The following is a 22,598-nucleotide window of genomic DNA, read 5'->3' as shown; positions in this document are numbered from 1 at the left end:
CTCCGCCAGATTTCCCGATAAACCTTGGCCAAACAACGGCATTGCGCACGCGTCGTCTTCGTGGAATGACGATAGCATCCTCCCCGGAAGCCAGCGAACAGACCATTTCCCGCCAATGACCCGATCCACAGTTTTCGCGCCTTTCGACATTGTCGAGGGCGACCGCAAGCGGGGCATCGTGCTTCTGGCCGATCACGCCCGCCGCGACCTGCCCGACGACTATGGCAGCCTCGGCCTGCCGGCGGCGGAATTCGACCGGCACATCGCCTATGACATCGGCGTCGAGGCGGTGACGCGCGAACTCGCCGGCTTGCTCGACGTGCCGGCGGTGATCGCCAATTTTTCGCGGCTGTTGATCGATCCCAATCGCGGCGAGGACGATCCGACGCTCATCCGCCAGCTCTATGACGGTACCGTCGTGCCGGGAAACTATCCCATCGCGCCGGAAGAGCGCGAAAGGCGGCTCGACCGCTTCTACCGGCCCTACCACGACGCCGTCGGCGCCATGATCGCCTCGGTCGCGCAGGCTTCCGGCCGGGCGCCCTTCATCTTCTCCGTGCATTCCTTCACGCCGGTCATGCAAGGCAGGCAGCGCCCGTGGCATGTCGGCATCCTGTGGGATCTGGACGACCGGGTGGCGCGGCCGCTGATCGATATGTTGGCGCAGGACGAGAACCTCATCGTCGGCGACAACGAGCCCTATGACGGCGCGCTGCGCGGCGACACCATGTTCAGGCATGCCATCGTCAACGGCTATGCCCACGCGCTGATCGAGATCCGCCAGGACCTGATATCCGACCAGAAAGGCGCGCTTGCCTGGGCCGAGCGCCTGGCGCCGATCGTTGACGCGATAGACCGCCGTCCCGATATACATGCGGTAAAAAAATTCGGCTCGCGCACCGGGCCGCTATGACGGAGGTTTCGATGACCGAACTCAGCGACGAGCAGAAGCGTGATTTCGAAGCCGCCGCCTTTCGCCGGCTGGTCGATCACCTCAGGGAACGCAGCGACGTCCAGAACATCGACCTGATGAACCTCGCCGGCTTCTGCCGCAACTGCCTGTCGAACTGGTATCGCGAGGCGGCCAATGCCGAGGGCGTCGAACTCTCAAAGGATCAGTCGCGCGAGATCGTCTACGGCATGCCCTATGCCGAGTGGCAGGCCCTCAACCAGACCGAAGCGTCGGACGCCAAGAAGGCGGAGTTCGAGGCGAGGCGGCCGAGGGATCTTTAGGCGGGGTGCCTCACACGGCCACCCGATGACTTCGTCATTCTAGGGCGAAGCAGTCGCGAAGCGACGTCGCGGAGACCCTAGAATCCATTCCGTGACGCTCGCGAGGGCCGCAGCGGTTCGGAATGAAGGTCGCGCTCACCGGAGCCAGTTCTGCGCCGTAGCATCGCACAGACGGCACGGAATGGATCCTCGGGTCTGCGCCGCGTCGCTTCGCTCCTTGCTTCGCCCGTGGATGACGACGGGAGGGCGTTCCGGCCAATCTCCGAGGTAGGCAGCTCGCCATCAGCGATGCCGGCTCCGTTTCGCCCTTTGGTCCAAGCAATTCCCCATCCACAGCGCTTGACTGCAAATTGAATCGATCTAATTTGCCGCGCAACGCCATTTTCTGACCGGATTCGCCTATGATCGTGTCTAACGCCATGCAGACTGCCATTCGCGGGCGATGGGCCGTGGCGGCCATTTTCCTTGCCAATGGCTTCCTGACCGGCAGTTGGGCGCCGCAGATTCCGGTGTTCCTGACCCGGCTCGACATTTCGAAATTCACCCTCGGTCTGCTGATCCTTTTGTTCGGCGCCGGCGCGGTCACCGCCATGACCTGGTGCGGCCACCTGATCTCGAAACATGGCTCGCGCACCGTGCTGCGCTGGTTCGGCCTGTGCGGCAGCCTCGGCCTGCTGGTCGTGGCGCTGGCGCCCAACGTGCCGCTGGCGGCCGTCGCCATGTTCATTTTCGGCGGCTCCATCGGCGGCATGGATGTTGCCATGAACGCCAATGCGGTGGTGGTGGAGCGAAAGATGTCCCGCGCCATCATGTCGTCCTCGCACGGCTTCTGGAGTCTCGGCGGTTTCGCCGGCGGCGGCCTCGGCGGCTTTGCCATCCAGCACTATGGCCACCTCGCCCATGCCGCGGTCGTGACCGTGCTCGCCTTCGCAGCGATCGCGACGGCGGTCGGTTATCTCGTCGCCGAGGACAGGCCACAGGCGGTCGAGCATCATAAATTCACCCTGCCGGCAAACCCGCTGGTCTATCTGATCGGCCTGATGGCCCTGCTGACGATGATCTCCGAGGGCGCGGTGCTCGATTGGGCGGCGCTGTATCTGCGGCAGGAACTCGGCGCCGACCTTGCCGTCGCCGGTCTTGCCTATGCCGCCTTTTCCGGCGTCATGGCGATCATGCGTTTCTTCGGCGATGGCGTGCGCAACCGCTTCGGCGCGGTGACGACGCTGCGCGGCTCGGCTGTCGTCGCCGCCGCCGGCATGCTGGTCGCCGGCCTGTCGCCCTCGCCCTGGCTCGCCATCGCGGCCTTTGCGCTGTGCGGCTTCGGCATCGCCAATATGGTGCCGATCATCTTTTCGGCCGGCGGCAACCAGGAAGGCATGTCATCGGGCACCGGCATGAGCGTCGTCACCACCATGGGTTATTCCGGTATTCTGGTGGCGCCGTCGGCGATCGGCTTCGTTGCCGAGCATTCCAGCTTCGGGCCGATCTTCATTGCCATGTCGATGCTGCTGATCGTCGTCTTGCTGATGGCGGGCCTGGCTCACCGCGCCGAATTCGCCCCCCTGGCCGCCGAATAGCGCTTCAACTCCTCGTGTAGAAAATCCGCCACGCGGCGGATGCGCACGCTGCTGCGCACGTCGCGATGCATCGCCAGCCATATCGGCAGGCTTGGCAGCGGCAGGCCGGGCAGCACCTTCTCCACCAGCGGGTCACGATCGGCCAGCGGCTCCTGGCCAAGCCCGATGCCGTTTCCGGCCCGCACCGCCTCCCACAGGACCATCTGGTTGTCGGCCCTGAAGCGGAAACTGCTTCGGGTCACCGGAATCCCGAATTGCGTAAAGCCCCGGATCATCTCGTCGCTGCGATCGAAGCCGATCAAGGGATGGTCGGCGAGGTCGGCCGGCCCGAGCGGGCGGCCGCGCCGGTCGAGATAGGAAATGGCCGCGCAGGCGCAGAGCGGGATGTCGCAGACCTTGCGCGCCACCAGTTCGTTCTGCGCCGGATTGACCATGCGGATGGCGATGTCGGCATCCCGGCGCAGCAGGTTCTCGACCTGGTTCGAGGCAACGATCTCGACCTCGATGCCGGGTTCCTCGATGCCGAGCCGCGCCGTCATGTCGGGCAGCACATAGGCCGCCACCACTTCGCTGGCGGCGATGCGCACCGTGCCCTCGATTGCCTCGACCGAACCCAGCGCCAGGCGTGAAAACGCACTCGCCTGCTCGCTGACCGCCCTGCCGCGTTCGAACAGTGTGGCGCCGGCTTCCGTCAGCGCATAGCCGCTCCGTCCCCGCCTGAACAGCGTGACGCCGAGCACCTGCTCCAGTTCGCTGATGTGACGGCCAAGCGTCGGCTGGCTGGCCGACAGTTTTCGCGCGGCGGCCGACAAACTGCCGGTTTCCGCGACCGTGACGAAGCTCTTGATCAGGTTCCAGTCGATGTCAGCCATTCAAGAATGAATAGCAGAACTGCATTCATGGTCAATTTCAATTCATCTTTGAGGCAATCATATTCGCCCTGCAAACACCGATACGGACTGCAACCACCAACCAAGGAGAATTCAAAATGACCAAGATCGCTCTCACCGCCGCCGCTCTCCTCATCGCCGCTAGCACCGCTTTCGCCGGCAGCGACAAGTTCGGCTCGAACGGCGCCAGCCAGCCGGCCGTCGCCACCACCGACAGCACGACCACCACGTCGATCGAGAAATCCGAGATCACCGATCAGAAGCCCCAGGGCAGCAACCGCGACCTCTTCGGCAGCCGCTGAACGGCGGCCCCCAGGAAAATCCCGGAAGCGGCGGGCTCGTCCCGCCGCCTCAAACCCCAGTCGCTTCAAATTGAACAAGGAGACGAACAATGACCAAGATCGCAATTCTCGGCGCCAATGGCCGGCTCGGCCGCGTGGTTGGCAAGGCCTTCATCGACGCCGGCTTCGACGTTCGCGCCGTCACCCGCACCGGCAAGGTGCCGGCCGAACTCGAAGGCGCCACGGCGGTTGCCGGCGATGCGCTGGACCGTCAATCGCTGGTCCGTGCCACCGAGGGCGTCGATATCATCTTCAACGGCCTCAACCCGATCTACACCGACTGGGGCAAATGCCTGCCGATGGCTGAAAACGTCATGGCCGCCTGCCATGCCAACAACGCGCTGCATCTGTTCCCCGGTACCGTCTACAATTACGGCTCGCCGATGCCGGCGGTGATCACGGAAGACACGCCGTTCCATCCGACCACCGAAAAGGGCCGCATCCGCTGCGCCATGGAGGAGCTGTTCCACCGCGAGGCCGATGCTGGCCGCGTCCGCACCATTCTGCTGCGCGCCGGCGACTTCTTCGGCGGCACCGGCAGCGGCTCGTGGTTCGACCTGGTCGTCGCCGCCAAGATCGGCAAGGGCGTCTACACCGCGCCAGGTCCGGCCGACCTCGTGCATGAATGGGCCTATCTGCCGGACTTCGCCGTGGGCTTCGTCGCACTGGCCAGGAATCTCGACAAGCTCGGCTCCTATGAGGCGCTGAACTTTCCAGGCCATGCCGTCACCGACCTTGAGATCAAGGCCGCTGCCGAGAAGGCGCTTGGCCGGCCGCTCAAGATGACCTCGATGCCCTGGTGGGTGCTGCGCGCCGGCGGCCCGTTCGTGGCGATGTGGCGCGAGATCGTATCGATGTCCTACCTGCGCTTTGAGCCGCACCGGCTGGCCTCGACGCGGCTGGAGGGCATCATCGGTGAAATCCCGCACACGCCGCTCGATCAGGCGGTCGCCCAATCCCTCGCGGACATCGGCATCGCCCCTGTGAAGGCCACGAAAGCCGCCTGAGTTGAGCAGGCGGGACATGCCCGCCACGAGCCGAAAAGGCGGCTCAGAGCCGCCCCATCAGCAGCAGCACCAGAACCACCACCAGCACCACACCGACAATGCCCGAGGGTCCATAACCCCAGGAGCGCGAATGCGGCCAGGCCGGCACCGCGCCAATCAGGACAAGGATCAGGACGACGATGACAAGGGTGGTGATCGGCATGAGAATTTCCCCGCATTGAGTCTGTTCAAGGACGATGCTTCGCATCCCCCACAGGGGCACAATGCAAAAGGCCGCCCGGTTGTTCCGGGCGGCCTTTGCCGTTCAGATGGGAGAGCCTGCCTACTCGGCGGCTTTTGGAAAGGCGATCGCGGGTTCCGCGCCGGCATCCGTCGTCGGCGCGTCCGACGAGATCTCGCCCTTGCCGCGCCGGAACAGCCGGCTGATCAAGCCGCGCCGTGCGCCGGGCTTGACCTTGGCGCGGGTGAACACCATCAGCATCGATGGCGTCACCACCAGCGTCAGCACCGTGGCGAAGGACAGGCCGAAGACGATCGCCGAGGACAGCGAAATCCACCATTGCGTCGACGGCGCGTTGATCGTCGTCTCGTGATGGAAGATTTCCAGCCCGAGGCCGAAGGCGATCGGCAGCACGCCGAGGATGGCAGACACCGCCGTCAGCACCACCGGTCGCGCACGCTCGCGGCAGGTCTGCAGCACCGCATCCATCTTGTCCCAGCCCTCTTCGCGCAGCCGGTCATAGGTGTCGATCAGCACGATGTTGTTGTTCACCACTACGCCGGCCAGCGCGATGACGCCGATGCCCGACATGACGATGCCGAACGTCTCGCCTGTTATCAGCAGCCCGAGGAACACGCCGATCGTCGCCATGACCACGCAGGAAAGCACCAGCCAGACGCTGGTGAACTTGTTGAACTGCGCCAAAAGCACCAGGAAGATCAGGAAGATCGCCGCACCGAAAGCCTTGCTGAGGAAGGCGCTGGCTTCGGCGCTGTCCTCGTTCGAGCCGGCCAGCTTCCAGCGGATGCCGCTGCCGAGATTCATGTCGGCGACGGCCTGGGTGACCTCCTGCTGAACGGCGGCGACCTGCGTGCCGGCGGTGACATTGGCCTGCACCACAACGGTGCGGGCGCCATCGATGCGGTTGAGGATGCCGACGCTTGGCTTGGCCTTGCGGACGACGAAGTTCGAAATCGGCACCGAACCCTGCGAGGTCTGCACCCTGAGCTCGTCGAGCGTCGACAGCGTACGCCGGTCCTCCGGCAGGCGCAGCCGGATGTCGACCGCCTTGTCGGCGCCGGCGGGCCGGTATTCCGACAGCTTCAGGCCGTTGGTGACGAGCTGCACCACTGTCCCGACCGAAGTCGGGCTGATGCCGTATTGCGCTGCCTTGGCGCGATCGACCTCGAGCGCCCAGTCGACGCCGGGCGGCGGCAAGCCGTCGGAAATGTCGATGACGCCGGGCACCTTGGCGATGCGCGCCGCGACCGCACGCGCCTTCTCGTCCAATCCCTTGGGGTCAACGGCCGAAAGCCTGATCTGGATCGGCTTGCCGGTCGGCGGGCCGGCTTCCGGCACGCGCACCTCGACGTCGACGCCGGGAATACCAGCCATGACGCCGCGCAGATCGTTCAGGATCTGGTTCGCCGATTTGCGCTCGCGCCAGTCGATGAATTCGTACTGAATGACGCCGACGACATCCTCGGGCACGTCCTGGCCGCCGCCCTGGGACTTGCCGACGCGGGTGTAGACCGACTTGAGGCCCGGCCAGCCGAGCAGCCGGTTTTCGGCGATCTTTGTCGCCGTGTCCATTTCCGCCAGCGAAAGATTGCCGCGGGCATGCACATAGAGCAGGCCGTAGTCGGGCTCCACGCTCGGGAAGAACTCGACGCCGGCGCCATACTTCGAATAACCAACGAAGATGCCCACCAGCAACATGACGGTCAGCACCATCACGGTGATGGGGAAGCGCACCGCCTGCTTGACGACAGCCATGTACCAGCCGTCGCGATTGCCATCCTCATGATGCTGAGGCGCCTTGGCGAAGATCGCGCCAAGCGTCGGTGCGAAGACCAGCGCATAGAGCATCGACGCCGAGAGCGTGACGATCAACGTGATCGGCATGTACTTCATGAAGTCGCCGATGATGCCCGGCCAGAACAGCAGCGGCGAGAAGGCGGCGATACGCGTCATCGTCGCCGCGATGACCGGGCCTGCCATGCGCTTGGCGGCAAGCGCGAAGGCTTCCTGCTTCGGCATGCCCTCGCTCATGCGCCGTTCGGCGAACTCGGTGACGATGATGGCGTCGTCGACCAGCATGCCGACCGCCAGTATGAGGCTGAACAGCACGATCATGTTGATCGTGTAGCCCATCATCGCCAGGAGCAGGATGCCGATCAGGAAGGATGACGGAATGGCCAGGCCGATGAGCAGCGAGGCACGGCCGGACAGCGCGTAGAGGATGACGATGAAGACCAGGATGACGGCGATCATCACGTGGTTCTGCAGGTCACCCAGCAGCTGGTTGACGAAGACCGACTTGTCCTGCGTGTAGGTGACGTGCATCCCCTCGGGCATGGTCTTGACGAAGGCATCGGACACTGCCCGCACCTTGGTGAGCGTGTCGATCAGATTGGCGCCGATGCGCTTCTTGACCTCGATGGCGATGGCCGGCTTGCCGTTGAGGCGCGTGATCGTCGTGGCGTCCGCGAAGGTCGAGCGGATCGTCGCGATGTCCTTGGCCTGCACCACGGCATTGGGGCCGGCAACCACTGGCAGCGCCGCCACATCCTCGGGCGTCTCGATCAGCGACGGCACCTTGACGGCGTATTTGCCTTGCGAGCCCTCGATATTGCCGGCGGCGACCAGGCTGTTGGAAGCGCCGACGGCGCCGATCAGCTGGTCGAGCTGCAATCCGTAGGAAGACAGTTTCATCGGATCGATGACGACTTCGACGAGATCGTCGCGGGAGCCCTGTAGCGAGCCTTCGAGAACGCCGGGCACCTCCTCGATGCGGTCACGCAGTTCGCGCGCGGCGGCGGCCAGCACGCGTTCGGGCAATTCGCCCGACAGTGTGACGACGAGCACCGGGAATTCAGAAATGTTGACCTCGGTGACGACAGGCTCCTCTGCCGCCTGCGGCAGGTCGGCCTTGCCGTCCTGCACCTTGGAGCGCGTATCCTGCAGCGCCGTCGCCAGATTGGTCTGCGGCTGGAACTCGACCAGCACATAGCCGCCGCCCTGGAAGGCGGCCGAGCGCATTTCCTTGAGGCCCTTCAGGCTCTTCAGCTTGCTTTCCATCGGCCGCAGCAGAAGGCGCTCGGAATCCTCCGGCGAGATGCCTTGATAGATCAGGCTGACATACATCATCGGAATCGGAACGTCGGGTTCCGCTTCCTTCGGCGTCGACTGATAGGCGACCCAGCCTGCAATAAGCAGGAAGACCAGGACCGAGATGGTCAGGCGGGCATTGTTGATTGCGAGTCTGACGATATCCATGACTGTGCCTGTTGCTTTCGGGAGTGGCGAACGGACGGACGTCGCCGGGCAAGGCCCGGCGCCGGCGTCGCTGCGCTACTGCGTCCCGGCGGTGGCTTCGCCGATCAGCTTGTTGATGGTCGCCTGGTCGGCCTCGACCGGCTTGACCTCATCGCCTTCCTTCACCAGCTCCTGGCCGGCGACGATGATGCGGGCATCGGCCGGGATGCCGCCAAGCACGAGGCCAGTCGGCGTGTCGTCGACCAGATCGATCGGGAAGAACGCCACTCTGTTGTCCTTGCCGACGGCGCGGATGCCGAGATCGCCCTTGTCGCCCAGCGTCACCACGGAGCGCGGCAGCAGGACCGCGTCGGTCGGCAGCGCGCTGAGCCGGATTTCCGCCGTCATGCCGGCCGGCACCGAGCCGTCGGCATTGGGAATGGCGACCTCGACGCGGAAGGTGCGGGTCGCCGACGACGCGTCGCGGCTGATATAGCGTACCGTGCCTTCGACGGTCTGGCCGCTGACCAGCCGGACGCTGGCCTTGTCGCCGATCTTGAGATAGCCGAGGTCGCGCTCGCTGATCTCGCCGCGGGCGATCACCGGATCGAGCTTGAGGATGGTGGCCACCTCGCCGCCCTGCATGACGGAGCTGCCGAGTTCCACCGGCACGCGGTCGATCACGCCGTCGAACGGCGCCTTGACTTCGTTGCGGTCGAGCTCGGCCTGCGCTGTATCCAGCAGGGATTGCGCCTGGGTCAGGTTGGAGCGTGCGGTGTCGAGCTGCAGCTTGGGCAGGTTGCCGGTCCTGGCGAGCCGTTCGGCGGCATCGAGCTCGGCCTTGCGCTGCACCAGCAACTGCTTGGCATTGTCGACATTCGAGATCTTTTCTTCCGCCGCCAGCATCAGCACCAGGTCACCGGTCTTGACGTGATCGCCTTGCTTGACCGGCAGCTTGTCGATGACGCCGGCAACGCGGGTTGCAAGAACCGCGCGCTTGTCGGCCTCGGTCAGGCCGGAAATGCGGATGGCGCGCGCATAGGTCTTGCGCGGCGGTGTCACCACGGCAACGGTGCGCAACGGAGCCTTCGGTTCGGCTTCTGCCGGCTTCGGTTTGCTCGCGTCCGGCGCCTTGCCTTGCTCGACTTCGGCTGCCTTGGCCTTGTTGGCCGCTACGCTGCCGACCGATGAGAATTCGCCTGTCGCCATCCACGCCGTGAAACCGATGAGCACAACAATGGCTGCAAGCTTGTGAAACCTGATTTTAGGCATCGTCATTTTTCCACTGCGGGTTCGGCCAGCACCGCGCCTTCATGACGCGGGCGCGTCGCCGATATGGGTGCGCGCCTGACCGTGTTCAAATTGCCGTGATAGGCGAGCGCGCTTCTACATCAAAGTTGCACTGCAATATAGCCTTAAAGTTGCAAGACCATTACGGCATCGGGCAAGGTGAGCCCGCCGACATCCAGTTTTCGATCGCTTGATAGGTCGCTTCGGCCGAGCCCGGAGCCGGCTCACGATCCGAGCCCGGCGCCCAGCCCCAGGCGACAAGTTTATCGTCGCGGACATGCAGCGCGACATCAGCCAATTTGCGGTCGCCATTGCGCGCCGGATCCTTGATCTGGGCGCAGATTTCGGCCGAGGATTTGCCGAACCAGGCCATCTCGGCCGGCGCCAGATGCCAGCCCTCGGTGCCGGGCGGTCCATGCAATGCATTGGAATTGCTGGAGAAATGGCATGTCGTGCAGCGCAGGCCCGGATTGCCGAAGCCCGATCCGTCGGTGCCGCGCTGGACGTTGAAGGCGTGCACACGCGTACCGCCATAATGCGCACCCGACCAGCGCGGCCAGTCGTCCGCGACATGACAATCGGCGCAGCGCGGATGTGAGAACACCGCATAGATCTTGTCCCATTCGGACAGGCCCTTGGCCATGTCGACCGTCGGGCTTGGCGATGTCTTGCTCTCCTGTGCGATTGCGGAAGGCGCCGCCGAAAACATGATGGCAGCAGGCGTCAGCATGATGAGGAGCTTCTTCATGCGAAGGCCACCGTCGTCGACAGCGGCAGCGTGCGGATGCGCTTGCCGGTAAGCGCGAAGATGGCATTGGCCAGCGCCGGTGCCGCCGGCGGAGTGCCAACCTCGCCGACGCCGCCCATCTTGTGGAAATTCTCCAGGATGGCGACTTCGAAGACCGGGCACTGAAAGATCCGCATGGCGTCGAAATCGTGGAAGTTCGACTGCTCGACCATGCCGTCGGCGAAGGTGATCTGCTGTCCCATTGCCGCCGACAGGCCATAGATGGCGCCGGAAATCAGCTGTGCCTCGATGATGCCCGGATCGAGCGCTGTGCCGACATCGGCGGCGATCCACACCTTCTCGACGCGGATGCCGGCCGGCGTGTCCGCCACCTGGACGATCTCGCCGACCCAACTGCCGAAAGACAGCGTGAAGGCCATGCCCTTGGCCTTGCCGGCGGGCAGTGCCTCGCCCCATTTCGCCATCGCGGCGACCTTCTCGACGACTTTCACCGCCGGGGGATAGGCGGCCATCAATTTCTTGCGCATCTCGATCGGATCGACTTTCCCGGCGGCGGCAATCTCGTCCATGAAGCCCTCGTGGAAGAAGCCGTTGATCGAACTGCCGACCGAGCGCCAGGCGCCGGCGGGAATCGAGACAGGGGCGGCGACACCGCTCACCCGATAGTCAGGGATGGTGTAGGGCTGGTCATAGGCGCCGTCGACGATGCTTTTGTCGGGTCCAATCGGCGATATCGAGGGGAACAGCCGGCGCAAGGTGCTGGCTATCATCGATGGCGAGGCGATCCTCATGTCGACGGCGACCGGCATGCCGTCGTCGCCGAGCCGCGCCTGGAACTTGCCGACCGCGGCCGGCCGGTAGGCATCGTGGCGCATGTCTTCCTCGCGCGTCCAGGTCACCTTGACCGGACGCCCACCTGTCTCCTTCGCCATCAGCGCGGCGAACAGCGCGTAGTCCATCTCGACGCGGCGACCGAAACCGCCGCCCATGAAGGTGGTGTGCACGGTGACCTTGTCGTGCCCGATGCCGACCGCGTTGGCGCAAAGCTGCCGCACCAGGGTCGGCGCCTGGTTGCCGCACCAGATGTCGAGCGCGCCATCGCTGAACCGCGCCGTGGCGTTCATCGGCTCCATCGTTGCATGCGCCAGATAGGGCACCGCATAGTCCGCCTCGATCACCCTTTCGCGCGGCGCGTCGGCGAAGGCGGTATCGACATCGCCATTGTTGCGCATCACCGAGCCCTTTGTGCCGAGCGCCTGCTTCAGCACCTCCGATATGGCGGCGCTGCCGAGCGGATATTCGGGATCCGCCCACTGGACGTCGATGGCATCGGCCGCCTTGAAGGCCGCCCAGGTGTTTTGCGCGATGATGCCGAAGCCGTGGCCGTAATTCGTCTCGAGCGGCACGATCTTGACCACGCCGGGCATTTTCTCGGCTTTGGCGAGATCCGCCTTGACTGGCCTGGCCCAGAAGCGCGGGCTCATCTTCACCGTGCCGTAGAGCATGTCCGGCAGCCTGACATCGATGCCGAAGATCGGCGCCCCGGTGACCTTGGCCAGCATGTCGATGCGCTTCTGCGGCTTTCCCAGCAGTTTCCAGTCGGCTCGGTCCCTGAGCCTGACTTCGGCCGGCGGCGCGATTGCCGCGGCAGCCGCCGCAACCGCCCCATAGGTCAGCGACTTGCCCGACGCTTTGTGGACAATCGAGCCATTGGCCGTTTCCAGATCGGCGGCGGCAACGCCGAGTTTCTGCGCCGCCGCCGCGATCAGCAGATGCCGTGCTGCGGCGCCCGCCTGGCGCATCTTGTCGAAACCGTCGCGCGCCGAAGCCGAGCCGCCGGTGACCTGGAGAGCAAGGAACTTGCCGACCACACCGAGACCCGAGCGCACCGCCTGCGCGGTCATGCTCTCGTCGAAGAAGGCGAATGGACCGCCTTCTTCGAGGATCGCCGCGTTGTAATAGGCATAGGAGGCCGGGCCATGCTCGACCTTGACCTGTTCTAGGCCGACATCGAGTTCTTCGGCGACCATGACGGCGAGCGTCGTCGAGATGCCTTGCCCCATCTCGGCGCGCGGCGCGACGATGGTGATGGTGTTGTCGGCGCCGATCTTCACATAGGGGTTGAAGGTCGCCTCGCCCTTGCCGAGATCGGTCTCGAGCGGGTTCGGAAACGGTTTGCGATAAGAGTAGTAGCCGACGGCAACGCCGCCCGCGACGGCGGCCGCGCCGATCAGGAACGTGCGGCGGGCGATCTTTCCGACACTGGCCATGTTCAGAGCCCCGCCGTCTTGAGCGCCGCGGCCTTCCTGATGGCCGCGCGGATCTTCGGGTAGGTGCCGCAGCGGCAGAGATTGCCGCCCATGGCGTTGTCGATATCGGCGTCGCTCGGGTCGGCGACCTCGTCGAGCAGCGCCACCGCGCTCATGATCTGGCCGGCCTGGCAGTAGCCGCATTGCGCGACCTGTTCCTCCAGCCATGCCTGCTGCACAGGATGCAGCCTGTCCGCCGTGCCGATGCCCTCGATGGTGGTGACAGCGCCACTGACCTGGCCGACCGGAAGCGAGCAGGAGCGTACCGGCTGACCATCGACATGCACGGTGCAAGCGCCGCATGCGGCGATGCCGCAGCCGAACTTCGGTCCGGTCTTGCCGATCAGATCGCGCAGCGCCCACAGCAACGGCATGTCCGGATCGGCGTCGATGTCGAATGACTGCCCGTCGACGGTGAGGCGCATGGGATACCCTTTGTTGTCGTCCACAGCCCGAGGGCGAAACGTCCCCTTGGGTCGCTTCACCTTCAAACAGATTGACAAATTCCGTCATTTTGTCAATTGAGATTTTGCAGGATAATGTCACTCCATGAATCAGAACGAAGACATCGCCTCCATCGACCCCAAACGCGTCCGTATCCTGGATGGCGCGATGAAGGTGTTTTTGGCCTATGGCTTTTCGCGCACCACCATGGACGACATCGCCCGCGCCGCCGACATGTCGCGTCCGGCGCTTTATCTTCAGTTCAAGAACAAGACCGACATTTTCCGCGCCATCGCCATGATGGTGCTGTCGCGCTCGGTCGCGGCGGCAAAAATGGCCCTGGCCGGCGAAGGGGCTTTCACCGAGCGCATGACGCTAGCCATCGACGAGGCCTTCATCTCGATGATGCGCGCCGTCGTTGCCTCGCCTCATGGCGCCGAATTGCTGGACATGAAATCGAGCCTCGGCGATCTGGTCGGATGCTGGCGCGGCGCCCTTGTCGCACATATCGCCGCCGCGATCCATGGCGAAGCGGCGAGGAACGGCGTCGATCTGGCTGCCAGGGGCCTGTCGACGCAGTTGCTTGCCGACATGCTGCTCGATGGGCTGGAAGGCATGAAGGCGCGGATCAGCGATCCCGAGGCGCAGCGGCAGGCGGCCGCCGCGCTGATCAAGGTGATCGACCTGGCGCTGAAAGCCGGATGAAGCCGGGCTGTGTCGGGGTTCCGCTCAGGCCCGGCGGCGCTCGGCTTCCGGGTTCTTGCGTACCGCGAGGAATTCCTTGACCCGCCGGCCGGGCGCGGGGCCGTGCACAGGCTTGAAACCGTCATCGAGTTCGCCGGAGAGATCGAGCGTCGGCCGCAGGCCGACGGCGTCGTAGTTTTCTTCCAGCCAGTCGCTGGCGGCTGTGCGGCCAAGATCTCTGAGATAGCTCAGGAAGGCCCATTCGGCATTGACCTTGGATGAGGCCGACAGGTCCTTGAACGCCTCGTCGGCATCGATGCGGTGCATGCGGATGTCGCGGTACTCGCCATGCGGCAGCCGGCCGGCGGCGATCAGTTCCTTGACGAAGGCGATCGAGCGGAATTCGCGCAGCAGCCCGGCATTGAAAGTGATCTCGTCGATCCGGTTCTGGATCTCGTTTGCACTCCTGGGCGTCCCCTCGCGCACCACCGGATTGATCTGCACCAGCAGCACATCCTCGGTCGCCGCCGTCTTGAAGAACGGATAGAGCGCCGGGTTGCCGCCATAGCCGCCATCCCAATAGGGCACGCCCTTGATCTCGACGGCGCGGAACAGCTGCGGCAGGCAGGCCGAGGCCATCACCGTGTCGAGGTCGATCTCGCCATCGGAAAACACCCGCAACTGCCCGGTCTCGACATTGGTGGCGGAAATGAACAGCTCCATCGACTTGCAGGCGCGTACATTGCTGAAATCGATCTCCTGCGCCACGACGTCGCGCAGCGGATTGAGGCCGAGAGGGTTGGCGACATAGGGCGAGAACACCCGCGACATGGTGTCGAAGAACACATAGCCAGGCGTGTTCTCGATCGACCAGTTGCCCCAGGCGACGTCCCACGGCATGCGCTGCACCGGGCTGAATCGGCCTTTTGCCGCCACCGCGCGCCAGAAATCGTCGAGTTTTTGCCGCGCGCCGTCGACCCCGCCACGCACAAATCCATCGGCCAGCGCCACGGCGTTCATGGCGCCGGCGCTGGTGCCGGAAACCGCCGATATCTCCAGCCTGCCGTCCTCCAGCAGCCTGTCGAGCACGCCCCAGGAAAAGGCGCCATGCGAGCCGCCGCCCTGAAGCGCGATGTTGATCTTCTTGCTTTCCTCCGCCTTGCCGTTCTTCGTCATGGCGTTCCTGTCGTCCTGATGCGCCGACCTGCCCCAACGTCATTGAAGGAAGCAGTTATCGACGGCCTATGTTGCAGTGCAGCATATAAGGACGGACCAAGGCAAGAACACGAACACGGTCGCGTGATCACATGAAATTTCGGCCATGAAGAAAGCCCCTCCGCTTGAAGCGGAGAGGCTGTCTCCTTTGGAACAGATGGGAGGCTAGGCAACCAGATCGGGCACCGGGCCGACATAGCGCGATTGCGGACGGATCAGCCGCCCGGTCGTCTGCTGCTCGCGCGCATGCGCGATCCAGCCGGCAACGCGTCCGGCGGCAAAGACATTGCTGAAGGCCTGTGGCGGGAAGCCCGCCGCCTCCAGCACCAGCGCGGTGTAGAATTCGACATTGGTCTGCAGCGAGCGCTGCGGCTTGGCGATCCGCAGCACCTCGAGCGCCGTCTTTTCGACCTCCTCGGCGAAAACCAGCCGGCGGCCGGTCTCGCCCTCGCCGCCAAGCTGCCGCACGACTGCTTTCAGCACATCGGCGCGCGGATCGCGCACGCGGTAGATGCGGTGGCCGAACCCCATGATCCGCCTGCCTTGCGCGATCTCGTTGCGCAGCCACCCGGCCGCATCGCCATGCGCCTCGATCGCGTCAAGCATCTCGATCACCGGGCCGGGCGCGCCGCCATGCAGCGGCCCCTTGAGCGCGCCCAGCCCGGCCAGCACCGACGAGGTCAGGCCGGCCAATGTCGAAGCGACGACGCGCGTGGCGAAGGTCGAGGCGTTGAGGCCGTGGTCACAGACGGTCACCAGATAGGTGTCGAGCGCTTTTGCCAATGCCGGCGACGGAACGGAGCCCCGGAGCATGCGCAACATGTCGGTGGCATGGTCGGCCTTGCCATCCGGCGCGACTGGCTGCTCGCCGCGCCGCAGGCGCAGCAAGGCAGGCGTCAGCACGGCGGGCGCCGCGATCAGCCGCAGCGCGTCCGCCAGCGTTTCGCCGTCTGGCAGCAGAGCCATGCCGGCGCGCATGGCGCTGTAGATTTCGTGTGGCGCCAGCAGCGACAGCGAAGGCAGGGTCCGCTCGAACACCTCGACACGCGCCTCACCCAGTTGCGCCGCCAGTTCGGTATCGCCAGGCAGATCCTCGAAGAAACCGTCGAGCAACAGCCGGACGACCTGCGGAAAGCTCCATCGTCCGGCCAGTTCCGCCAGCGAATGACCACGGATCGTCAGGCGGCCGCCCAGACCGTCCACGTCGGACAGAACGGTTTCGGCCGCCACCACTTCATCGAGTCCATTCGCCATAGCCTTGTCTCCTTGAAGCTTTTCCGGATCGGAGATAAGGCTGGACAACGCTGCCATCAATCTTGATCAATACAATCAATATCAGAGTCGAAGATGTCGGAATGGCTGTCGCGGGAAGAGGCATTGGAAAGGCTCAACGTGCGGCCGCAGACGCTCTACGCCTATGTCAGCCGCGGGCGCATCGGCATGCGCCCCGACCGCGCCGATCCACGCCGAAGCCAGTATCGCGCCGACGACATCGCGGCGCTGGCAACACGCCGGGCGCGCGGACGCAGCCCCTCGGCCATCGCCGAAAGCGCGATTGCCTGGGGCGAGCCGTCGATCGCAACGGCGATTTCGACCGTCTGGCACGGTCACCTCATCTATCGGGGCCGGGACGCCGCCGTGCTGTCCGACAATGCCACGCTTGAAGAGACTGCCGCCGTGCTTTGGGGCGTGTCTGAACCTGTCCGTTTCGAAACGCCGCTGCCGGATGCGCCGCGCCAGTCCGGCCGAGCCCCGGCCTTCGCGCAGCTTGCCTTGCTTGCCGGCCAGGCTCGGCCTTCGCTTGGCCGCAGCGCCGCCTCGCTATGTGCCGACGCCGCGCGCGCGATCGGCGTGCTGGCCGGCGCCCTCGGTGCCGAGGCAGGGCCGGATCCGGTGCATCGGCGATTGGCGCGGGGCTGGTCGGTCGATGAGGGCGGCGCCGATGCGATCCGGCGCGCTCTGGTGCTGCTCGCCGATCACGAGCTGAATGCATCGACCTTCGCGGCCCGCGTCGCGGCTTCCACCGGCGCCTCACCCGCTGCTTGCCTGCTGGCCGGCCTGGCGACACTGTCCGGTCCGCGCCATGGCGGTGCCGGGGAAGCGGTGATGCAGCTTGCTGAAGATGCGGCGCGGCATGGCGCCGAGGCCGCGATCCGGCGCTGGCTCGGCCATGACCGGCCGCTGCCGGGGTTCGGCCACCAACTCTATCCCGAGGGAGATCCCCGGGCCACGGCGCTTCTGTCGGCCATCGGCAATACCGACGAGACCTTGCGGTCGTTGGAAACCGCCGCCATTGCCGCGACCGGGGCCCAACCGAATATCGATTTTGCCCTGGCCGTGCTGACGCGCAGCCTCGGCTTGCCGCGCGACGCGCCGTTCCAGCTGTTCGCGCTTGGACGCAGCATCGGCTGGGCCGCGCATATGGTCGAACAGATCGTCAGCGGCAGCATCATCCGGCCGCGCGGCCGCTATGAGGGACTGTTGCCCTGACGGCGTGCGAAGTCGTCAGCCGGAATTGGCATTGGTCCCGAACCGCGCCCGGTAGGCGGCGGGCGTCGTGACGAATTGCTTGCGGAAGTGATGCCGCAGCGTCGCCGCCGTGCCAAAGCCGGCGGTCTCGGCAATCCGCTCGATCGGCATGCTCGTGTCTTCCAGCAGAGTGCGCGCCCGCGAAAGCCGCTCCGAAAGCAGCCATCGCGCCGGCGTGACCCCGGTTGCCGCCGCGAACCGGCGCAGAAATGTCCGCTCGCTCATTCCGGCCAGATCGGCAAGGGCGGCAACGGGATAGTCGGCGGCAATATCCGCGCGCATTCTGTCGATCAACGGCCCCAGCCGGCTGCGTTCGTGCGGTTCGGGAACGGAACTTTCGACATACTGCGCCTGGCCGCCGTCTCGGTGAGGCGGCACGACCAGCCGGCGCGCCACCATATTGGCCGCCTTGGTGCCGAAGTCGCGCCGCACCAGATGCAGGCACAGGTCTATGCCCGCCGCGCTGCCGGCCGATGTCAGCACATTCCCCTCATCGATGTACAAAACGTCAGGGACCACGGTGATGTCGGGATACATCTCCCTCAGCCTATTGCTGTAGCGCCAATGCGTGGTTGCCTTCTTGCCTGACAGCAGGCCGGCCGCGGCAAGCACGAAGACGCCAGAGCAGATGGACAGGATGCGTGCGCCCCGCTCATTGGCCATCTGAAGCGCCTCGATCAGCAATGGCGGCACCGGACAGTCCACACCGCGCCATCCCGGCACGATCACCGTGCCGGCCTCGCCGATCAGATCGGGTCCGCCATCGACGACGATGCGCACGCCGCCCATCGCACGCATTTCGCCGGCATCGATGCCGGCGACGGCAAAACGGTACCAATCCGCACCCATCTCAGGTCTGGGCAAGGCGAACATCTCGGCCGCCACGCCAAACTCGAACGTGCACAGCCCGTCATAGGCGACTGCAACGACCAATGGGTTGGCAAGAGGCATATTTGGCATGATCTTGACGATATATGGCAAAGCTGCCAGCTGCAATCGGCCGGCGCGGTGCGCTACCTCAACTCCATCAGCGATGGAGACCAGCTCCATCCGAAAATGATGGAGGCCAGCTCCATCAGTGATGGAGACCCTTGATGAGCTATGTGACAGACATTCCAGCGGCAGCGCCGGAGATTGCCCGCGACCATTTCCTGCGCCGGCTTTCCGTCGAGACCGACTGTTCGGACGTTGCAGCAGCACTGCGCGGCGGAGAGCCGGACTTCGTGCTTCTGCATGTGGTCGGTTCGCCTGATGCCTATGAGCGCCGCCATGTGCCGGGCGCGTTGCACCTGCCGCACCGCGAGATATCGGCCGAGCGGATGGCGCAATGGCCGGCAGGCACGCTGTTCGTTGTCTATTGCGCCGGGCCGCATTGCAATGGCGCCGACCGTGCGGCCTTCAAACTGGCCGGCTTCGGCCTGCCGGTCAAGATCATGATCGGCGGCATTTCAGGCTGGCAGGACGAAGAGCTTCCTTTCGCCTCGGGCAAGGAGCCTGGTGTTCTACAAGCATGATTTGGCCTTGCCGGCTGGCCGGCTCACGACATCGTGTCGAGCTTGCGCTGCATGGCCGCGATCTGGTCCTTCAGCTGCTGCAGATCGTCGGACTTCTCCGGCGGCGCGTCCTTCCTGGCCGGTTCAGCGGGGGCAGCGGCCGGCGCCGAGCCCGCGGGCGGGAAAGGCGTGAACAGCCGCATCGCGTTCTGGAACATTTCCATGTTGCGGCGGGTCTGCTCTTCCAGCGCCTTGATCGGCGTCGCCATCTTCATCACATCGAGCGGCGACTTGCCGATGGCGCCCTTCATCTGCTCGCGAAAGCGCTCCTGCTCCTTGGAGAAGGCGATCATCGACTGTTCGAGGAAGCTCGGCACGATCATCTGCATCTGGTCGCCGTAAAAGGCGATCAACTGGCGCAGGAACGGGATCGGCAGCATGTTCTGCCCATCCTTGTTCTCCAGTTCGAAAATGATCTGGGTCAGCACCGGATGCGTGATGTCGTCGCCGGTCTTGGCGTCCTGGACGGTGAACTCCTCGCCCTTCTTGACCATCTCGGCCAGGTCCTCGAGCGTCACATAGGTGCTCGTCCCCGTATTATAGAGGCGGCGATTGGCGTATTTCTTGATAATGATCGGGTCGTCTTTTGCGGCCATCTGCATCCTCCCCGGACACCGGCGCGCCTGAGTAAGCAGCCGGTAACGATTGCGCCCTTTTTGAGGATATGCGCAAAAGCCTCATAATTCCAAGCAGTTTGTGCAGTGCGGGATCATATAATGCTGCATAGCAGGCGAAATATGCTGCGCAGCAGCGGCCGGCCCGTCGGCACGGCGGCGCGCGACCTGCTTGGCGTGCATGGGCGCCATGCCGATTTCCGGTTTGACTTGGGTCATGGAAAGGGCAAGAAAAGTCGCCAACAATGCCTAAAAACATGACAGCTCGAAGTCTGGAGAAGAAAATGTCCTCTGCCAATTCCATCGTTGTCGCCAGTGCCGCGCGCACGGCCGTCGGCTCCTTCAACGGCGCCTTCGCGGCCACGCCGGCGCATGAGCTCGGTGCTGTCGTCATCAGGGAACTCTTGTCGCGCACGGGTGTCGAGGCAGCCGAGGTCGACGAGGTCATCCTCGGCCAGGTGCTGACCGCGGCCCAGGGACAGAACCCGGCCCGCCAGGCCTCGATCATCGCCGGCCTGCCCAAGGAGACCACCGCCTGGGGCCTCAACCAGGTTTGCGGCTCGGGCCTGCGCGCCATCGCGCTCGGCATGCAGCAGATCGCCACCGGCGACGCCAAGGTGATCATTGCCGGGGGACAGGAATCGATGTCGCTGTCGCCACACGCCGAGCACCTGCGCGCCGGCGTCAGGATGGGCGACTACAAGATGATCGACACCATGATCAAGGACGGCCTGTGGGACGCCTTCAACGGCTACCACATGGGCAACACCGCCGAAAACGTCGCCCGCCAGTTCCAGATCACCCGTGACGACCAGGACCAGTTCGCGCTGGCCTCGCAGAACAAGGCCGAGGCCGCGCAGAAGGCCGGCAAGTTCAAGGACGAAATCGTCGCCTTCACCATCAAGGGCAAGAAGGGCGACACGGTCGTCGACCAGGACGAATACATCCGTCATGGCGCCACGCTCGACGCCATGACCAAGCTGAAGCCGGCCTTCGACAAGGACGGCACTGTGACCGCCGCCAACGCCTCCGGCATCAACGACGGTGCGGCCGGCGCACTGCTGATGAGCGAAGCGGAGGCCGCAAGGCGTGGCATCACCCCGCTGGCGCGCATCGCGTCCTGGGCAACCGCCGGCGTCGACCCGGCGATCATGGGCACCGGCCCGATCCCGGCCTCGAAGCGAGCGCTGGAAAGGGCCGGCTGGTCGGTCGGCGATCTCGATCTTGTCGAGGCCAACGAGGCTTTCGCCGCGCAGGCCTGCGCCGTCAACAAGGGCATGGGCTGGGATCCCTCGATCGTCAACGTCAATGGCGGCGCCATCGCCATCGGCCATCCGATCGGCGCCTCGGGCGCCCGTGTCTTCAACACGCTGGTCTTCGAGATGCGCCGTCGCGGCGCCAAGAAGGGCCTCGCCACGCTGTGCATCGGCGGCGGCATGGGCGTCGCCATGTGCGTGGAAGCGCTCTGAAAAAGAAGTGAATAGTGAATAGGGAGTAGCGAATAGGGAAGAATGGCTTCAGCGTGGCGGGAGATCAAATCCCTACTCACTATTGGCTACTCCCTACTCGCTCTTCCGACCAAAGGGAGGACACATGACCAAGGTTGCAATCGTCACGGGCGGATCGCGCGGCATCGGCGCGGCGATCTCGATCGCTTTGAAGACCGCCGGCTATTCGGTTGCCGCGAACTACGCCGGCAACGACGAGGCGGCGGCGAAGTTCAAGGCCGAGACCGGCATTCCGGTCTACAAATGGTCGGTCGCCGACTATGACGCTTGCGCCGCCGGCATCAGACAGGTCGAGGCAGACCTCGGCCCGGTCTCGGTGCTGGTCAACAATGCCGGCATCACCCGCGATGCTATGTTCCACAAGATCACCCGTGACCAGTGGAAAGAGGTCATCGACACCAATCTGTCCGGGGTCTTCAACATGACGCATCCGCTGTGGAACGGCATGCGTGACCGCAAGTTCGGCCGCGTCATCACCATCTCCTCGATCAACGGCCAGAAGGGCCAGGCCGGCCAGGTCAATTATTCCGCCGCCAAGGCCGGCGACATCGGCTTCTCGAAGGCGCTCGCTCAAGAGGGGGCTCGCGCGGGCATCACCGTCAACGTCATCTGCCCCGGCTACATCGCCACCGAGATGGTCAAGGCCATCGACGAGAAGGTGCTCAACGAGCGCATCCTGCCGCAGATCCCGGTCGGCCGCCTCGGCGAGCCGGAAGAGATCGCGCGCTGCGTCGTCTTCCTCGCTTCCGACGATGCCGGCTTCATCACCGGCTCGACCATCACGGCCAATGGCGGCCAGTACTTCGTCTGAGACGTCTGACGGCGGCTCATATCCCGCGACGAACGGACCGGGAAACCGGTCCGTTTTCAGTTGAGGCCTGGAGCCCAGGACGCCCCGCCGCGGCGCAATGCCCCAATCCGGCACGCAAAGGTTAACGGCGGCGCCGCCGCCTGTGCGAACCCTGTGGGCAAGCCTGTGAATCCTCGGTGGATAAGCTGTTCACAACACAAGATATTGAGGGAACAAAACGGGAAAACACCGTCGGCGCTGATTTGTCGCCGATTCGTTCCGGCTTTGAGCGGAAGTTAACGTTAATAGCCTGGATTCACCTGCAGCGCCTTAACGGAAAAATCAGAAAGATTAACAATTTCATAATCTTGAGCGATAGCCGTCGAGC

22 protein-coding genes are annotated in these 22,598 nt (G+C 64.7%); 11 read left to right on the top strand and 11 right to left on the bottom strand.

Going from position 1 to position 22,598, the window contains the following annotated elements; translation table 11 throughout:
* The first annotated feature begins 115 nt into the window (after positions 1 to 115).
* From QQK95_RS30475 to QQK95_RS30465, 3 genes are all read left to right on the top strand, one after another.
* A complete protein-coding gene (locus QQK95_RS30475; protein ID WP_284278149.1) occupies positions 116 to 913 on the top strand; it encodes an N-formylglutamate amidohydrolase in 798 nt (265 codons plus the stop codon).
* Positions 914 to 924: 11 nt separating this feature from the next.
* On the top strand, positions 925 to 1,233 hold the full coding sequence (locus QQK95_RS30470) for a DUF1244 domain-containing protein (protein ID WP_284278147.1): 309 nt from the start codon (positions 925 to 927) through the stop codon (positions 1,231 to 1,233).
* 401 nt (positions 1,234 to 1,634) lie between these two features.
* Entirely contained in the window at positions 1,635 to 2,810 is a 1,176-nt protein-coding gene (locus QQK95_RS30465) for an MFS transporter (RefSeq protein ID WP_284278146.1), read from the top strand.
* Here QQK95_RS30465 and QQK95_RS30460 read toward each other — a convergent pair.
* Complete coding sequence (locus QQK95_RS30460) at positions 2,774 to 3,682, bottom strand: LysR family transcriptional regulator (protein ID WP_284278145.1); 909 nt, start codon at positions 3,680 to 3,682, stop codon at positions 2,774 to 2,776. The genes QQK95_RS30465 and QQK95_RS30460 overlap by 37 nt on opposite strands.
* A 116-nt stretch (positions 3,683 to 3,798) precedes the next feature.
* Between QQK95_RS30460 and QQK95_RS30455 the strand changes: the two genes are divergently transcribed.
* Complete coding sequence (locus QQK95_RS30455) at positions 3,799 to 4,002, top strand: DUF680 domain-containing protein (protein WP_284278144.1); 204 nt, start codon at positions 3,799 to 3,801, stop codon at positions 4,000 to 4,002.
* Between the two features lie 89 nt (positions 4,003 to 4,091).
* Positions 4,092 to 5,048, top strand: a complete 957-nt coding sequence (locus QQK95_RS30450) for an SDR family oxidoreductase (protein WP_284278143.1) — start codon at positions 4,092 to 4,094, stop codon at positions 5,046 to 5,048.
* 43 nt (positions 5,049 to 5,091) lie between these two features.
* On the opposite strand, the gene QQK95_RS30445 is transcribed toward QQK95_RS30450, so the two are convergent.
* The 6 genes from QQK95_RS30445 to QQK95_RS30420 form a co-directional block, all read right to left on the bottom strand.
* A complete protein-coding gene (locus QQK95_RS30445) occupies positions 5,092 to 5,250 on the bottom strand; it encodes a DUF3309 family protein (protein WP_284278142.1) in 159 nt (52 codons plus the stop codon).
* Positions 5,251 to 5,370: 120 nt separating this feature from the next.
* Entirely contained in the window at positions 5,371 to 8,547 is a 3,177-nt protein-coding gene (locus QQK95_RS30440) for an efflux RND transporter permease subunit (RefSeq protein WP_284278141.1), read from the bottom strand.
* A gap of 75 nt (positions 8,548 to 8,622) precedes the next feature.
* On the bottom strand, positions 8,623 to 9,798 hold the full coding sequence (locus QQK95_RS30435) for an efflux RND transporter periplasmic adaptor subunit (RefSeq protein ID WP_284278140.1): 1,176 nt from the start codon (positions 9,796 to 9,798) through the stop codon (positions 8,623 to 8,625).
* 160 nt (positions 9,799 to 9,958) lie between these two features.
* Positions 9,959 to 10,564, bottom strand: a complete 606-nt coding sequence (locus tag QQK95_RS30430; RefSeq protein ID WP_284278139.1) for a hypothetical protein — start codon at positions 10,562 to 10,564, stop codon at positions 9,959 to 9,961.
* The gene (locus QQK95_RS30425) at positions 10,561 to 12,834 is read right to left on the bottom strand and encodes a xanthine dehydrogenase family protein molybdopterin-binding subunit (protein ID WP_284278138.1); all 2,274 of its coding nucleotides are present in this window, start codon (positions 12,832 to 12,834) and stop codon (positions 10,561 to 10,563) included. The genes QQK95_RS30430 and QQK95_RS30425 overlap by 4 nt, the downstream gene beginning before the upstream one ends.
* A 2-nt stretch (positions 12,835 to 12,836) precedes the next feature.
* Positions 12,837 to 13,298 (bottom strand): (2Fe-2S)-binding protein, encoded by a 462-nt coding sequence (locus QQK95_RS30420; protein ID WP_284278137.1) that lies wholly within the window; start codon positions 13,296 to 13,298, stop codon positions 12,837 to 12,839.
* A 124-nt stretch (positions 13,299 to 13,422) separates the two neighbouring features.
* On the opposite strand from QQK95_RS30420, the gene QQK95_RS30415 reads away from it, so the two are divergent.
* Positions 13,423 to 14,022, top strand: coding sequence for a TetR/AcrR family transcriptional regulator (locus QQK95_RS30415; RefSeq protein WP_284278136.1), 600 nt, complete (start codon positions 13,423 to 13,425; stop codon positions 14,020 to 14,022).
* 24 nt (positions 14,023 to 14,046) lie between these two features.
* On the opposite strand, the gene QQK95_RS30410 is transcribed toward QQK95_RS30415, so the two are convergent.
* A complete protein-coding gene (locus QQK95_RS30410; RefSeq protein WP_284278135.1) occupies positions 14,047 to 15,177 on the bottom strand; it encodes a patatin-like phospholipase family protein in 1,131 nt (376 codons plus the stop codon).
* Between the two features lie 204 nt (positions 15,178 to 15,381).
* Positions 15,382 to 16,470, bottom strand: coding sequence for a citrate synthase/methylcitrate synthase (locus QQK95_RS30405; RefSeq protein WP_284278133.1), 1,089 nt, complete (start codon positions 16,468 to 16,470; stop codon positions 15,382 to 15,384).
* Positions 16,471 to 16,563: 93 nt separating this feature from the next.
* On the opposite strand from QQK95_RS30405, the gene QQK95_RS30400 reads away from it, so the two are divergent.
* Positions 16,564 to 17,706, top strand: coding sequence for a citrate synthase (locus QQK95_RS30400; protein WP_284278132.1), 1,143 nt, complete (start codon positions 16,564 to 16,566; stop codon positions 17,704 to 17,706).
* Positions 17,707 to 17,721: 15 nt separating this feature from the next.
* Here the strand turns inward: QQK95_RS30400 and ftrA are convergent, their stop codons facing one another.
* A complete protein-coding gene (gene ftrA, locus QQK95_RS30395) occupies positions 17,722 to 18,705 on the bottom strand; it encodes a transcriptional regulator FtrA (RefSeq protein WP_284278131.1) in 984 nt (327 codons plus the stop codon).
* A gap of 134 nt (positions 18,706 to 18,839) precedes the next feature.
* Between ftrA and QQK95_RS30390 the strand changes: the two genes are divergently transcribed.
* A complete protein-coding gene (locus tag QQK95_RS30390; protein WP_284278130.1) occupies positions 18,840 to 19,259 on the top strand; it encodes a rhodanese-like domain-containing protein in 420 nt (139 codons plus the stop codon).
* 23 nt (positions 19,260 to 19,282) lie between these two features.
* Here the strand turns inward: QQK95_RS30390 and phaR are convergent, their stop codons facing one another.
* Entirely contained in the window at positions 19,283 to 19,894 is a 612-nt protein-coding gene (gene phaR, locus QQK95_RS30385; RefSeq protein WP_284278129.1) for a polyhydroxyalkanoate synthesis repressor PhaR, read from the bottom strand.
* Between the two features lie 141 nt (positions 19,895 to 20,035).
* Between phaR and QQK95_RS30380 the strand changes: the two genes are divergently transcribed.
* The 3 genes from QQK95_RS30380 (at position 20,036) to phbB (ending at position 22,231) form a co-directional block, all read left to right on the top strand.
* Entirely contained in the window at positions 20,036 to 20,173 is a 138-nt protein-coding gene (locus tag QQK95_RS30380; RefSeq protein ID WP_284278128.1) for a hypothetical protein, read from the top strand.
* A 23-nt stretch (positions 20,174 to 20,196) separates the two neighbouring features.
* Positions 20,197 to 21,381: an acetyl-CoA C-acetyltransferase gene (locus tag QQK95_RS30375; protein WP_284278127.1), complete on the top strand. Its 1,185-nt coding sequence runs from the start codon at positions 20,197 to 20,199 to the stop codon at positions 21,379 to 21,381.
* Between the two features lie 124 nt (positions 21,382 to 21,505).
* Positions 21,506 to 22,231, top strand: a complete 726-nt coding sequence (gene phbB / locus QQK95_RS30370; protein ID WP_284278126.1) for an acetoacetyl-CoA reductase — start codon at positions 21,506 to 21,508, stop codon at positions 22,229 to 22,231.
* Positions 22,232 to 22,598: the final 367 nt, after the last annotated feature.

It is taken from the genome of Mesorhizobium huakuii, assembly GCF_030160235.1.
Classification (GTDB): Bacteria; Pseudomonadota; Alphaproteobacteria; order Rhizobiales; family Rhizobiaceae; genus Mesorhizobium; species Mesorhizobium huakuii.
The sequence above is the reverse complement of the archived record's forward strand: the minus strand, read 5'-3'. Positions and strand labels throughout refer to the sequence as shown.